8 protein-coding genes and 1 pseudogene are annotated in these 13,687 nt (G+C 55.5%); 4 read left to right on the top strand and 5 right to left on the bottom strand.

What is annotated here, in order from left to right:
• Nucleotides 1-250 precede the first annotated feature (250 nt).
• Both ACQY7R_RS04495 and ACQY7R_RS04500 read right to left on the bottom strand, forming a co-directional pair.
• Entirely contained in the window at nt 251-1,678 is a 1,428-nt protein-coding gene (locus ACQY7R_RS04495) for an NINE protein (protein ID WP_428304981.1), read from the bottom strand.
• Between the two features lie 267 nt (nt 1,679-1,945).
• Nucleotides 1,946-2,062 (bottom strand): annotated as a pseudogene (locus ACQY7R_RS04500) (DUF4339 domain-containing protein); the annotation flags it as partial.
• A gap of 108 nt (nt 2,063-2,170) precedes the next feature.
• On the opposite strand from ACQY7R_RS04500, the gene ACQY7R_RS04505 reads away from it, so the two are divergent.
• Nucleotides 2,171-2,398, top strand: a complete 228-nt coding sequence (locus tag ACQY7R_RS04505; protein WP_428304402.1) for a helix-turn-helix domain-containing protein — start codon at nt 2,171-2,173, stop codon at nt 2,396-2,398.
• A gap of 226 nt (nt 2,399-2,624) precedes the next feature.
• Here ACQY7R_RS04505 and ACQY7R_RS04510 read toward each other — a convergent pair whose 3' ends face one another.
• From ACQY7R_RS04510 to ACQY7R_RS04520, 3 genes are read right to left on the bottom strand one after another with little or no spacing between them, the layout of a single operon-like run.
• Entirely contained in the window at nt 2,625-4,808 is a 2,184-nt protein-coding gene (locus ACQY7R_RS04510) for a DEAD/DEAH box helicase (protein WP_428304403.1), read from the bottom strand.
• Complete coding sequence (locus tag ACQY7R_RS04515; RefSeq protein WP_428304404.1) at nt 4,808-6,118, bottom strand: ATP-binding protein; 1,311 nt, start codon at nt 6,116-6,118, stop codon at nt 4,808-4,810. Before ACQY7R_RS04515 ends, ACQY7R_RS04510 begins: the two co-directional genes overlap by 1 nt.
• Nucleotides 6,119-6,122: 4 nt before the next feature.
• On the bottom strand, nt 6,123-8,987 hold the full coding sequence (locus ACQY7R_RS04520) for a TerB N-terminal domain-containing protein (protein WP_428304405.1): 2,865 nt from the start codon (nt 8,985-8,987) through the stop codon (nt 6,123-6,125).
• A gap of 2,058 nt (nt 8,988-11,045) precedes the next feature.
• On the opposite strand from ACQY7R_RS04520, the gene ACQY7R_RS04525 reads away from it, so the two are divergent.
• From ACQY7R_RS04525 to ACQY7R_RS04535, 3 genes are all read left to right on the top strand, one after another.
• Nucleotides 11,046-11,387 (top strand): hypothetical protein, encoded by a 342-nt coding sequence (locus ACQY7R_RS04525; RefSeq protein WP_428304406.1) that lies wholly within the window; start codon nt 11,046-11,048, stop codon nt 11,385-11,387.
• An 823-nt stretch (nt 11,388-12,210) separates the two neighbouring features.
• Entirely contained in the window at nt 12,211-12,696 is a 486-nt protein-coding gene (locus ACQY7R_RS04530) for a hypothetical protein (RefSeq protein WP_428304407.1), read from the top strand.
• Nucleotides 12,697-12,810: 114 nt separating this feature from the next.
• The gene (locus tag ACQY7R_RS04535; protein ID WP_428304408.1) at nt 12,811-13,632 is read left to right on the top strand and encodes a hypothetical protein; all 822 of its coding nucleotides are present in this window, start codon (nt 12,811-12,813) and stop codon (nt 13,630-13,632) included.
• Nucleotides 13,633-13,687: the final 55 nt, after the last annotated feature.

Here is a 13,687-nt window from a genome sequence, read left to right on the forward strand (position 1 = left end):
CTATTGATGCCGATTTCCTTTTGCCGAATACGTTCAACCGCAGGGCGACAATTCTTGCCTGCTCTTCATCAATTACAGCTTGCGTGCAAACATGCGTGCAAACTTCGAAAGGGAATTTGTCGAAGTCGTTAACTGGAAACGCTTTGCAGAAAGCGTCGCGCGGAATCGTAATCCGCGTGACCGCAAGGTGTCTTTCGTGTCGCAGAGTTACGAGCGATGAAGTGTACCTACAACCGCCGCACCCCATTCCTTACTTCGTTTTCACGTTCCACCGCAGATGCGCGTAGTCAGATACGATATCTGACCGCACCTTATCACCCACGATATTCAGACTTCTAACTTGCGGTAGCGGAACAACTGCGCCCACTTCGATGGATCCGTTGACCCCGTTGATTCTGAATCTCTCACCGACAGCGGCGAATGACGCCCGACTCTTCGCCAGAGCTCGCTCCCAATGGGCGTGATCTAACGCAATGGATCGAGCGTCTCGCCACTCTCCCACAGTCGATTGCGTAGCGAAGTAATCGATCACATACTCCTCTCTATCAGAGGCGTTGAAGTATCCGCGACTCACAGAGATGGTAAGTTCCGTCGAATCCGGAAGATCAGTATCCAACTTCACCTTCAACGAGCCCTGAGTCGCCGTTGGCGCGCTTTCGAACGCCGCCGTCAAGTCGAATCGATCGCACCGGATCGGACCTTTTGGGGAAGGCGCCACAACCACTTTCTTCACGTATGGCTCGTCTATTCCTGACGCTAACTTGACGCCGCGGCCGGTAATCGGGCTAACGCTTTTCTTCACTTCGCCGTCATTCGCCCAGATCTCGTGCAAATCCGCATACTTGCCGCGCTGCTGAGCTGTTCCATTTAGATAGTATGTAGACGCGCCTGCGGCGAACGTGACTTCAACCGACTCGCCGAACTTCTTGCCCGACAGAATGCCCTCGTTCACGGTAAACGGCCATGCATCGCCGTATTCTTCACGAGTGATTCGGACTTCATGTGTCTTGGTAGAATGGCCCCGCGATGGGGTCACTAGCCCCGCCATGACAAGCCCCGCCAACCCAAGGCACCATCGGGCTGTCGTGAAAGCTTCGGTGGGCTTTTGAAATTGGCGCTCAAGCCACTTCCAGATGCTTGGCAAGAGAGAAAGCCCGAAGAGTGCGAAAAACGGCATTGCCGCTCGGTCATGTTGCGATGTCACTAGTCCCACGATAGCGCCGAGAAGAACGAGGCCGCCCAAAATCGTCAGTCCCCAGAAGCCAACCTGAGGTCCAAAGCGGCGCGCAACCGGCGTGCCGCATATCCAGTTCCATGTGGGCGGGATAAGACACACCGCTGTGAAGCCTAGAATAAAAGCGACGATCCAACCACTCGGTGTTAATAACAGCGGTACAGCGGTTAAGAGCACGAGAATGCCGAGCGTCCAGCGAATCACGTCTCCGACCGTCATCGGGGTTTTGCTGGCGGCTGCTCGAGATTCGTTTAGCGAACCGTAGCGCTCCGCGAATCGGTGATCGCTCATGCCTAGGTACGAGAATCCGTCAAATAGCGCTGCAAGGGCGGGAAGGAACGTCCAGCAAAATAAGAGGTAGATCCATCCCTCGCTCGTTCGCCCCAGATAAAACTTGTGAGCGCCGATGCCTCCAATGGTCCATGCTAATAGCAGAGCCGTCATGCGACTTCGAGTTGACGTCGGTCTTCCACAGTTCGGGCATGATGCGGCAGACTTAGAAACCATCCTGCCGCAATCGGGGCAATATCTTAGTCGCGGATTGAATTCATCAGCGGGAGCATGAGTTGCTCGACTAGACAGGGACGAAGGTGTCGGCGACGAGGCTGCTGGTTGAGGAGGAATCGGCAGAGCGGTTACAGATGGAGCAACGGACACCGAGGAGAAGGTCAGCCCCTTGATCATTCCCGCTCCAACCAGTCGATCGCTGCCTTCTCGCCTCACTAGCGTATCGGAGCGGATTTGGCCACTCAAAGCGAGCTTCCGGAGTTGGGCGTCAACGAATGGACCCTGCTCAATTATGCCGACTCTAATGAACCAGTTTGCCATGGCACGTCTCACCAATTTGCAGTCGTAATGCGAGATGGCGCTTAGGCGTATCTCAGTTGTCGACTATAGTCGACAGACATTCCGATACCAAGACTTGATACTCCCGGCATGGCAAAACGCCGGGATACGCTGTCGATCGGACCCGTCTTGCGAGATGCCCGCCTTAAGGCCGGGCTGACGCAGGAGGCGCTAGCGTTTTCTGCGGACGTCGACAGGACGTACGTCTCTTATCTCGAAAATGATCAGAAATCGCCAACGCTAGAGACGCTGGTGAAGCTCTGTCGCGAGCTGAAGCTGCCGGTGTCCGAGCTGATTAGGCGGGCAGAGCAGATGTGACATCCGACGAGCGAGAACTAGTTGCTATGAGCAGGTACCTCAACGAATCCAGTCAAACGAATTCTATCGGGTGTCCATAGAGAACTACTGGCTTCGAACCGTGCACTTACACGCTTCAAGGTCGTATGTCCAGACGCAGTGCTCATCCGACGCTCCCGTAAGGGAAACTCGGGTCTTTTGGCGCTTCATGCGGTCCCTATTAGGATTGGTGGAGCGACATCATGAACTAGGCCTCATGGCAGGCACGGTCGACGACTGCAATGCAGTTATCAATGTCCAAAGCATCAGCTGCGAAGCATTCGCGGAGTATATTGCTCGGAACATAGCAGTCGTATTTTCGACGTGCATGAAACGCTTCTTTATCAGCTAGCTCCTCGCTGGATAACCCCGAATGCAGAAGTGCGAGCAACTTATGGCGAACAATTCGCTCTGGAGCCGGGAATTCGATGGCGATTCTTCTATCCACGGCTTCAATCCCAGCCGCACGAGCGAACAAGACGATAGTTCGTTGGGTTCGCGAACCCGACCACGTGAACAGCAGCGATCTCGCTGAGGAGATTTGATGCCAAGATGACAGATGTAGGCTAGCCCTAGTCGCTGCCTGCCGAGCTTCCGTAAGCCAGTTCGCAGCACCAGAGTTCAGGTATTTGAAGTTGTCTTGACCAAGCAGAACGGTTCGCATTCTGCCACGAACGCGGTCGTGTATTTCGCCACCGGAGCCTTGAAAAGGCGCCGCTTTCTTTCCACTCGCAGGGATGACATTAATCTCTTCGCGTCGAGTATCCACGTCAACGACCTGCCACCGTCGGCCAGCAAGAAGCAAGTGATCCAGTGGTGGCGGAGGGTCGATCGCCGCGATACTGCCAATCGCCTCTCCTGCACTCATCACAGTAAACTCTTTGCTGGATGCGAAGGCGCTATAAAAATCCATCGACTTAACAATTCGTTCGCCTTCCACGCCCAAGATAAGGTCCCCCTGCGGCATCTGTTCAATAAGATTCTGCTCTCCTAGCGCTCGCAGAAGTTGAACGAACTGTTGCTTTGCTGTCTCTCTGAAAGCTCCATTTTGGATCAGTTCGCTTAGGAGGAAACTCGCGGTCGTTCCGCCGGTCTCAGCCAAGATGCTAAGAATCTGCTGCACGAGCGTGCTGAGATCACAGCGCGAGGATTCTGGCGGCTCACGCCATTTCTCCAACATCAATTCGGTTAGAGCAATTGCCTGAAGCAACTCTGGCCGGAGTCGATCTACCAGACTGGAGCCATTATGGAGCGGCAAGCATTCGATGAAGATTCGCATTTCAGAGGCGTCGTTGCCTCGGCGTCCGCTCCGGCCGAGCCTTTGGACTAGCGAGCTGACGGACCAAGGTGCGCCAATTTGGCCGACGACTTCAACGTCGCCGATGTCGATTCCCAATTCCAGCGTCGATGAGCAAAGCGTTGTAAAAGCGACGCTGCCTCGCATCATCTGTTCGGTCTGCTCGCGGATTTCTTTACTGAGTGAGCCATGATGCACAAGAAAGGATTCTGGTTTACGCTGGCGGCGGCACTGATCGTTCAGTGCATCGGCCAGCAGTTCAACGTCATTCTTGCGATTGGCGAAGATAAGCCCCTTGCGTTTGTCGAACGCCTTGCGAACATCGTCAACAAGATAACCAGCGCCATCCTTGGCCTCGTCATCGCGGGCCTCATCTGGCGAACTGCCTTCGCCGGAAGTGTAACCGTAGACCTTCAGTCGAACGGTCTTCTCATCACCGTGATCGGTGAGCAAGGAGACGCGGTCTTCTTGGCCCGGACGAATCCACGTCGCATAGTTGCCTACCCATTCACCCAATGTTGCGGAGAGTGCCAGGATCCGAAATCGATGCCTGATTCTTTGTTCAAGACGATGCAGCAGACTGCGCAAATGAGTGCCGCGCTCCCTCCCAACGAATGCGTGAAGCTCGTCAATCACGACGTACTGCAGCGATCCGAATAGGCGAGGCAAAGCGCTGGAGCGATTAATAAATAGTGACTCCAGAGATTCCGGCGTGGTCAGGAGGATGCCGCTCGGATTCTTGACCAACTTAGATTTCGCTGACTGACTGACATCGCCGTGCCATCGATGGACGGGGATTTCGGCATGTTCGCACAGTTCCTCAAGCCGTCGGAACTGGTCATTGATCAGCGCTTTGAGCGGACTGACATAGAGAGCCGCGATGGAATCCGCAGGCGCCTCCGTCAGCCGAGAGATGATTGGCAGAAACGCCGCCTCCGTCTTGCCCGACGCGGTGGCGGCAGAAATGATCAAGTCGTGGTCTAAATTAAGAACCGAAAGTATCGCGTCAGACTGAATCTGTCGAAGTTCTGTCCACCCCATCCGCCAGAGGCAGAGCTGAACCGGAGGCGCCAAAAGGTCGAATGCAGTTGACATTACAACTTAAATTCAGTGAGGTCATCGTCGTCTGGTGAGAACTGACTAATTGGGTCGACATCGGCTTTCGCAGGCGCTGCCTCGACAGTGAGAAGCTCCTGCCAAGTCGTCCCAGCGTTCTGCTCAAGCACACGGAGCAGTCCGATGAAAGACTTGATGGTCTCACGAGGTGTTTGGAAGTAGGCCGCGCCAATGCGTTTGTGACAATGCTCTAGAAAAGTCGCAATTCCCTCATCCGGAATTAGATACTTCGTGACGTCGTCTAGAGAGTGAACTCGACGGAGGTTAGAGAGAAGCACGAAACAATCTTCGGGAGTAAGATTCTCAAGCCTTATAACAGGAGATGAAAAGTCCTTCAGCCTGCCTGAGGCGAAGGTATTAGTGGCAATCCGGGTGGCTAGAGCCTCGTAACTAGACAATCCTCTTCGTCGATCCTCGATGCAGTCGGGAGTGCCGGCGAACAGAAAGCCGAGAGATGAGGCTCTCCCGCCCAGGCAATCGTTGATGATTCTTAGAATTGCTTCGTAGTTATTGTTCCTGGCGGCTGCATTCGCGAGCCGGTGCGAAAGGACGACTAGTTCATCAATGCAAACGATTAGCCCTGCGTACCCAGCGATGCGACAAAACCCTGCGAATAGCTTGACGTAGTCGTACCAAGAATCGTCGTCGATGATGGTGCGAACCCCGAGATCTTGCCGAGCCTGAGTTTTTGTTGTGTATTCGCCGCGGAGCCACCTCAGCGCTGAGTCTTGAAGCGACTGATCATGGGCCAGAAAGCCCTCGTAGTACTTGGTCAACACCGCGCAGAAGTCGAAGCCGGCGACGTGTTCCTGGAGAGGACTTAGAACCGCAACGAACTCGGCTTTAACCTCCTCATCTCCCCCGCCCTTCGAGCGTACTGCATGGTCGACGTCGCTTGCCCAACGTTCAACGAGATTAGCTAGCGCTCCCCCCTCAGGCTTCGAGCGAGTTGAGAGATTTCTCATCATCTCGCTGTACAGAGCTTGCGCTTTACCGCCGGAACCTTGCAGTCGCCGATCGGTCGTGATGTCCCCCTCAATGACGACAAACCGCCGTTGCAGCGCGACGTTACGGGCTAGATGCAGGAAGAATGTTTTGCCGCTGCCGTACCGCCCCACAATGAATCGGACGGTCGCAGCGCCTTCCTCGATTTGCTCGAGGTCCTTGACGATTGCTCCCACCTCATCGAGTCTTCCAACTTGAATGTGCTGGAGACCGATTGCTGGCACGACGCCTCCGGCCAGTGATCGTAGCACCGCCTCCCTTTCGCGTGTCGTCACCTTCGCCATGCTACTAGATCTCCAAGAGGTGCCTATGGATCAAGATGTGATCATCATCCTCTTCAATCAGCCAATCGCCGATTTCTTCGGTTGACCACTCATTAATTGCTTCGCACGCGGCATTCAGCATAAGACTATTCGCTCTAGCGATATCAGCAAGTGCTGAACGCGGCCAACTTGTTTGCGTCGCTATCGCAGCAAAGAACGCCCGATATCTTTCTGGCATTCGGTCGAGTAGCGAGCCTTCGTTGACTACTGCCACAGCCCCATCAGCCTGTACGGCTACAGCTGTAGCCGCCGCCCTTCTCGAGTCATCTGGCTCGGCGTCGGAGATAATCGACGCCGGGTCGTCGCCAGCAGTCCACTCCGATTCAGCCGATGAAAGAACGGTGTGCAGAAGTTCCTGAACGCGGCTCGTTTCTTCACGAATTGCCCTGATCCTCTCCAGGCAAAGGGCAGGCGCATCTGTTCGGCTGGCGCTATCTGCGTCAACTTCTCCAACGCTGTTAGCGGCAAGCTCGATCGCGTCGTGCTGCTCAAGCATTTTTTCCAGTTCATGAGAAGGAATTCCGAGGCCTCGAAACGCCTTCTTGAGTGCTTTGCGTTCTTTCTCACAGATGACGCGGTCTGATGCAGCGATGGCGACGAGGAAGGAGCCGATCACCTTCCGTTCCTTCACAGCCAGCGACTTCCGAATCGACTGCGCCACCGAAGTCTCCGCTTGATCTCTGGCGACAAGTAAGTGCTTAAGACCCTCCAAGCGTTTCGTCAGCTGCGGGCTAAGATCAAATTCCCGTTCAATATGATTGGCGATTTTTCCAAGCTCTACTTCATCGAGGACTTCATCTGCTTTTGCAATGGCTAAAGAAAGCTGTAGAAGAGTCGCCGCTGACCGATACTGAGCAAGTGATCTTGCGTCGTGGGACGGGCCGTCATTCTGGAAGACGACGACGACTTCGTCGCACCGATAGTTCTTTCCAGTAAGTCTGGCGTCGGGCTCGATTGACAACCCCAGTGCATCAGCGGTAGCAAGAAGCGTTTCGCACTGCTTTTTCGTGAGCTGAGTACGCAACGGGAACTTTTTGATCTGCGATAGCTGCGAGATCTTCACGAGCGGCCAGCCGGCGTCATCCAGCCCAAACTCAATAACTCGTTGCCAGGCTGATCGCTCTGGGTGCTCGCCCAGTCTTAACTCAGCGGGTAATGCTTCATACATCTCCGAAGTCACGGTGCCAGATCCATCACGGCGGCTCGCGCGATCGAAGTCTCGCAACTCATCAACGCACTGATTCCATAGCGTCGCTAGTGAGGCGAAATGCCGAGTCGACGGATTGTACGTAGGAACTGTTCGTGACGCGATTTCAGGTTGAGGATTGCGCGCGGCCAGCATCGTTCCGCTGGCAGCACGATAGTCAATTTTTCGCTCTCGGTTTTTGGCGGGAAGCGAGAAGCCGTTCGGGTAAGCCGCGGTCAACCGCGACTTGAATAGAGTATGGAATTTTTCAGAATGTCGGCTGACAACAACGCTGTTGACTGAGCGCTCATCGTAACTCGCGACGGCAACTGTCATAGCGGTTGGCAAAGGCAGGCCGCGGCGACCGTAATAACCGAGACTAAACTTGAGTGAGTCCTCGTCCCATCGACTCGTCGATTGGATGACGCGAGTCACCGTTTCGTCAGGCAGTCCTCCGCGATCTGCGGTGAGGAAAACTGTCAGCCAAAGCAGTGAAGTTGCATAGTTTTGGAAAGAGTTGGACTTATCGTACGCGGCGAGCAGTCGCAGTAGTTCATCGACGACTATTGCGTGATCCGCGCCGTCGATAAGAACTCGTCTCTCCAGTCCGTAGAAGAAGATGAACACATAGCCCAACTCAATCGACGGGTCTTTGCGGCCACCGTAAAGCCAGTCGAGATATCGCCCACGCTGCCGCGGCGTAGCTTCATGGTAGGTCGGCCAGTATGGCAGTGATTCAGGTGGAACTGGAGAACGAGTTGCGGGCAGTGGAAGTTCGATGAGCGACGCGTCGTAAGCTGAACCGAACCGTTGTGCAGTGGCATACACCAGCGGACTGCTCAGCGGGCCAAACCCGAGGTCGACAACAGTGCCAGCTCCATAAAACTCAATGCTTTCTTTCGGGGGGCGATGATCGACCTTCTCAGGCGTACTGCCGCCGAGTCGAATCGAGCCCAGAATCTTCCTGATGCTAAGTCCGTTGGGAGGCTCAGCAGTACTCCCCGTCAGTCGCCTGCTCTTGATGACTACGGGCTCGTTGTCGCGCGGTGGCGCCTGCGGCACTGGAGTACTGACAGATGCGGGACTTGACGAAGCACTCGCCAGGTCGGGTACAGTCAGCAGTTTCTTACAGGCGGGGCAAGGCAAGGTTTTCCGGAAGAACGATGCGTAGCAGCTAAGCGTCCGTCCGCATGCTGTGCACGCGAACTTGTATTTGTCGGTTGGCGAAACTGCCGGCAATCCGCGGTCGGTCTGCTGCGCTACGGGCGCGTCGAAGAGGCCTTGAATTCTCCTGGCCTCACGCCACTCAGGATCACCCACTACTTGCAAGAGGTAGTGCGGCTTTAGATCGCCTCGGACGGCGAATCGCTTTAATTGCCGGTCTGAAAATGGCCCCAGCTCCCGCCCGTTCAGTTGAACCTTCCACTGTCGCTTGCGATTTGCGAGTGCAGTAGGTGAAGCGTTCAAGGAATCCTCTGAAAACAGACCCTTAATTTTCGAGGCTACCGTCCACGCTGCCGTCCCACTTAGTCGCACATGGTCATTCGGTCGCAATGTCCGCTGGCTGACCAATCCAAGAATATGAGAAGTGTCGAACGGACCAAGCTCCTGTCCATTAATTAGGCAGTGCCACAGTTGCCCCATCGAAGCGGTCCGGGTACGCAGGAAGTTTAGAGGAGACGATCGGTGTGACCTGAGTATACTTTTCACCAATGCCTATTGCCATCGAAAATAGGCGTTTGCACGGGTATGACCGGTCAACCTTAAGCCCTAATCTATCTAGGGCGCAGAAGTCACAGTGGCCTCATTGGGCAGATACCCTAAGATTTGCGCCGCAGAGCGTCATAACCTGACGAAGGCCCGCCATCCTCAACGTCTTGAGATTAGTTTGCCTTGAGGCTCAGGCGAGGACTAATTCGAAGCGAAGGCCCGGCGATTCTTCACTTTGCCGCTTAGATTGCGATGACGATGCAGTCAAGAACATTCCGAAGGGGCGCATGCCGTGGCAGGTCGTCTCGCGAACATTCAATCCACGGCGGTCTGTCAGCATCGAGATACAGTGCTACTCCGTCACCGAGGCACGCATTCAACTGCGGCTCCCTGCCCAACAGGTGGCCAAACGTTAGCGAGCGTCGAGAAAACGCCCGAACGGCAGCTCAAGCTCTTCGACGTGTGGGAATAAGTGGTCCAAAGAGCTGAACGGCTTTTGAAGCGAGGTCTGATCCTAAACGCGCGACGGTAAAAGCCGACAGCTACGCAGGCTATAACACCCTGCGCGGCAAGCCGAGGCCATAGGGGGCCTATTTTCTAGTGTTGTCGTCGGGGAGACCGAGCCCCTGGTCGTGCTATGTTTTTCGCTCAATAAACCTGCCGTGGGACCGCCGGCCGGCTACCAGTAAGCAATCCCAATTGAAGGGGGGCCCGGGCCGCGATATTCGGAGGGGGTGGGGGTAGCGGAGTGTAGTTCCGCACGGGTTTTTCCGGGCCCGAGCAGCTAAACTTGACGCCGTCTTTCACGTTTGTTCACATCAACGATTAATACGAATAGTGTCCTCTTACCCCACTAGAACCATGCGCGATCCGCCCGTTAGACTCGCTTCAATCTGAGATTACTAGCGCACTCTTTAAAGGCGCAATCTCGTCGTTCTACCTTTGAGTTGATGTTATGAGTTACTACAAAAACAAACAGTTGCTTGTGTACTGTAAAAGTACCAAGCTGCTTATTAGTAGTTAGACATTGGAGGACGCCGGTGATTGTGCCACCATAAATATGAGCACAATTAATCCGGCGTTTTGGTTAGATAAATTACTGACTAATTTGGAAGTACTTCTAAGTGATACAACAGTAGTTTCTAAGACAACTTGTCTAAATTTCGTGAAAGATGGCTCACACGCCTCCGCCCTACTCGGATGGCGAGAGCTTCGACGCACGGGCGCGAATCTCGCGGCCATTCTAGGCGAATCTGCCACCTTCACCGCCGCGGACCGGGAAGAGGCCGTCGATTACCTAACGGGCGTTGTCGAAGCGATCTACGCCCGTTTTCCCGGAGTCAGTGCTGGCTCGCTAACTTCCGAAGTCACCGTTGAAGTTGTTGAGAAAAGTAGGGTTCCACCGGCGGCGCAACGGTCTCGTCGAGCACTCAGGGATGCTCAATTGCAAATCGGAGTCAATGTGAGCCGAGAATTGGCGCACAACTTCGCTCGAGCACGATCGGCTCGGTACGGAGGCATCACACCCAGACTGGAGCATTTCAATCGACACCAGCGAAAATACCGCGGGCAATGAGAATGGGCTTCATTCGCGGGATGTTCTAGTGCTGATACAACGCGCCGGGTGTGAGGAATTGGGCGGGAGCCTCGTTCTCACTTTCCACGGATGACGAACAATCGCGCCTCCGGAGAATCCGCCCGCAATCCGCCGAATCCACGTCAATCGCATAGGGGCTCCAGTTGCCAGTGGTCGATCCCTCTCTGCGGCACAATCCCGTGCCATTTCCAAACCTGTAGAGAAGGAGCTTGATCGTGAATCGCAATCTGTTCACATGCAAACGGCGTGCAAGCGATGTGGGCGCAGCCGAGATGGTCGTCGCGGCCGTCAGGGGTATCCCAGCGCACACCGCACTATGCGAATTCCAGACAGGAGCCGCTGGAGCCCTCGGATGGGCTGCAACTACTACGCTAACGGCGCCTAGCGGAGCTGGTTTGGTCGAAGTGGCAGGCAAGATCGCAGAACTGTTGCTCACGTACAGCAAGCGGCCGTCGGACGTATACTTCGATCTTTTCGTGATCGAAGACTTCTTCGACACCGAAGCAAGTGACTACGGAATCTCGCTCTCTAACGTCGCCTCCCGCGTTCGCTGCGTCGAAACGGCGCTAACTATCTTGCTTGAGAATCGCCGACTTTGGGCCATGGCGTCCGACCATCTGCTCGCGACCGGAGCGATGACATTTACGGACGCCCAGACTTATCTGGCGAGTTGCTCCGGAGACCGCCACGACGGCAACTCCGCGATCTTAGCCCTGAGTCGCGAAGGCGCAATTTGAGCTAGTGCACGAAGAGCACCCTTGCCGGACGATTGTCTGGCGAGGGCTTCTTTTGCCTAGGCAGCCCGACGGATGCCTGCAGCAGATTGCGGCGAGAACCGACGACTCAGCCTATTCATCTCCGCGGGTGCGCGACCAATTCCTTGTCGGACGGCCGTCCGACAAGGGACGCGTACATTCCTGCCAGTTCGAGCGGAAAATGCTCAAAAACGCCGGAAAAATCAACGATTTTGGGCAATTTGAGAATCACGACCTTGTCGGACGGACGGACACCCCCTTTAGGGGTGTCCGGTGTCCGACAAGGAGTTCTCCGTCCAGTAAGGAGTGCCGTGCGTCGTGCTTCGATGCCCCTTCTGCCTACACATTCTGGAGGCGCGCTGTAGGCTCCACGAGTTCCGGGCGCGAGCACGCTGGAAGCACGGGTCCATTCGTTGCCTGCAATTAGGAGCCTCGTAGCGCCTTCCTGGGAGCCGTGGATCGGTCCTGGCGATCGTATGTTCGAGTGGCGTTAAGCATACCGCCATAACATCCACAGCGACGCACCTCTGCGTTGTCGGACGGCCGTCCGACAAGGAGCACGCCATCCGAGAAGGACCTGGGAGTGCGCACTCGATCCGATTGCCTCTCGGAACTCCTGCATCATTGAGCTTCAGTAGATGCTCGCGATATGGAACGCGGATCGTCGGATTCAATCCAAAGACAATCCACGACAATCCACGCGCCGACGGTCAGATCGACCTTGGCCAACCGAGGTCACGTCTCGATAACACAGCCAGAGACGCGAATCACGCGTCGCACATCTGTTTTACACGGAGGTAGAGATATGAAGGTGAATCATGTGCCCAAATCGCGGGAAGAAGCGGCTTCGTCCGCCGGCGCTCAGCTCGTTGTAGCGGCGTCTAAAGGCGGTGTAGCGCGTGCGCAGCTGTTCTCCGTGGCTGGCGGCGATCAGGCGCCGAAACGGTGGGTTGGACACGTGGTCCTAATCACACCGCCGCCCGGTGAGTCGCATGAAGTCGCCGCGCTCGTGGCTCCGGTCCTGGAAGACGACCCGGGAAGGCCCTGGGACGAGTACTTTCAAATTCTTCTGCTACGCGACCTGTTCATGGTGCACGAAGATGACGACCTGCTTCCCATCCACGATGTGTGGCAACGCCTTCGCGACGCGTCGTACGCTGTCGAGACGCTCGTTAAGCAACGCGACGCCTGGGAAGCCGTCACGGGCCACCTGCTGGCTCACGGCGTGGTTACTGAGAGTGAGGCAAGGGCCTTCATGGTGCAATCGCAGTCAAAAATGAAGCCCGCGTAGGCGAACGGAAACGGTCGGCGAAGGCCAATCCCGCTGACGCTCAGGCCAACGAAACTTTCCAGAGAAGCTATTTCGAGAAAATCGCGCAACAACCTCAAAAATGGGGATATATAGATGGGCGAGGGAGAGGAAGTTTACGACATTGGGCCGCGGCGTCGACGTCCTCGCCGAGAGAAGTTCGAGAAGGGGCTCGACGGTAGTCGGCAACTCAATCTTGAACCACGGCGGCTCAGTCGGGCCGACAAGGTGGCCTGGAACGCCGCCTACGGCTTCGCGTTCAACCGGTGGCTTCGCCGAGACGAGCTGTGGGAGTTTTTTGCAGAGGCTCAGTTGGCCGTGGCTCGCCTTCTAAGGCGGCGGCCGCGTGCTCCCGATTCCTGGATCTATACGGTCGCCGAGCAGGCCGTCCTAAAGTTTTGGCAAACGAGCAATTTGATCTACATCAAGCCCACCACGAGGGCGAGATGGGTCGACCAAGGGCGCTTGTTCAATGACTTCGAACGCCACTCCTACCAGACGATTTTTGACAGCAGTGACGCACCTCACGAATCAGTGATGCGAGACCACCCGCAGTGGGCGAGAGACCAGCGGGAGGACGCTCCGTGGGGAAATTACCAGCAGATGATACTGAAGCACTCCGAGATCGACCACGAATGTATGGAGCAGACCTCCTCGTTTCGGTTGCTTCTGACCATGTGTCGCGATGATACGGACACTTTGGTCCTCGCGGCTCGATGGGACAAAGGCGTCGGGCTCAACGCAGGGACGCTACTTCATCTTGATGTAATCGCATCATCAGTTGGAATCAATGTGCAGGAGGTTAAAACACGACTCAAGGAGATCGAACGACGCTACTATCGGGAAACGGGTCAGAAACTCAAGCCCGGGCCGATGCCGATGGGAACGCGTCCCAAGGTTAAAAAAAAGGCGGCGTAAGACCGCCTCATCGCTCGCCGCATGTTTTGCGGCGACACGCGAGTCCGTCAACGGA

The sequence above is a fragment of the Lacipirellula sp. genome (assembly GCF_965279485.1).
Lineage (GTDB): Bacteria > Planctomycetota > Planctomycetia > Pirellulales > Lacipirellulaceae > Lacipirellula.

What these genes read in the sequence shown, in the direction of transcription:
- ACQY7R_RS04495 (WP_428304981.1), bottom strand. Translation starts at nt 1,678, where the DNA reads ATGACGGCTCTGCTATTAGCATGGACCATTGGAGGCATCGGCGCTCAC.
- ACQY7R_RS04505 (WP_428304402.1), top strand. Translation starts at nt 2,171, where the DNA reads ATGGCAAAACGCCGGGATACGCTGTCGATCGGACCCGTCTTGCGAGAT.
- ACQY7R_RS04510 (WP_428304403.1), bottom strand. Translation starts at nt 4,808, where the DNA reads ATGTCAACTGCATTCGACCTTTTGGCGCCTCCGGTTCAGCTCTGCCTC.
- ACQY7R_RS04515 (WP_428304404.1), bottom strand. Translation starts at nt 6,118, where the DNA reads ATGGCGAAGGTGACGACACGCGAAAGGGAGGCGGTGCTACGATCACTG.
- ACQY7R_RS04520 (WP_428304405.1), bottom strand. Translation starts at nt 8,987, where the DNA reads ATGGGGCAACTGTGGCACTGCCTAATTAATGGACAGGAGCTTGGTCCG.
- ACQY7R_RS04530 (WP_428304407.1), top strand. Translation starts at nt 12,211, where the DNA reads ATGAAGGTGAATCATGTGCCCAAATCGCGGGAAGAAGCGGCTTCGTCC.
- ACQY7R_RS04535 (WP_428304408.1), top strand. Translation starts at nt 12,811, where the DNA reads ATGGGCGAGGGAGAGGAAGTTTACGACATTGGGCCGCGGCGTCGACGT.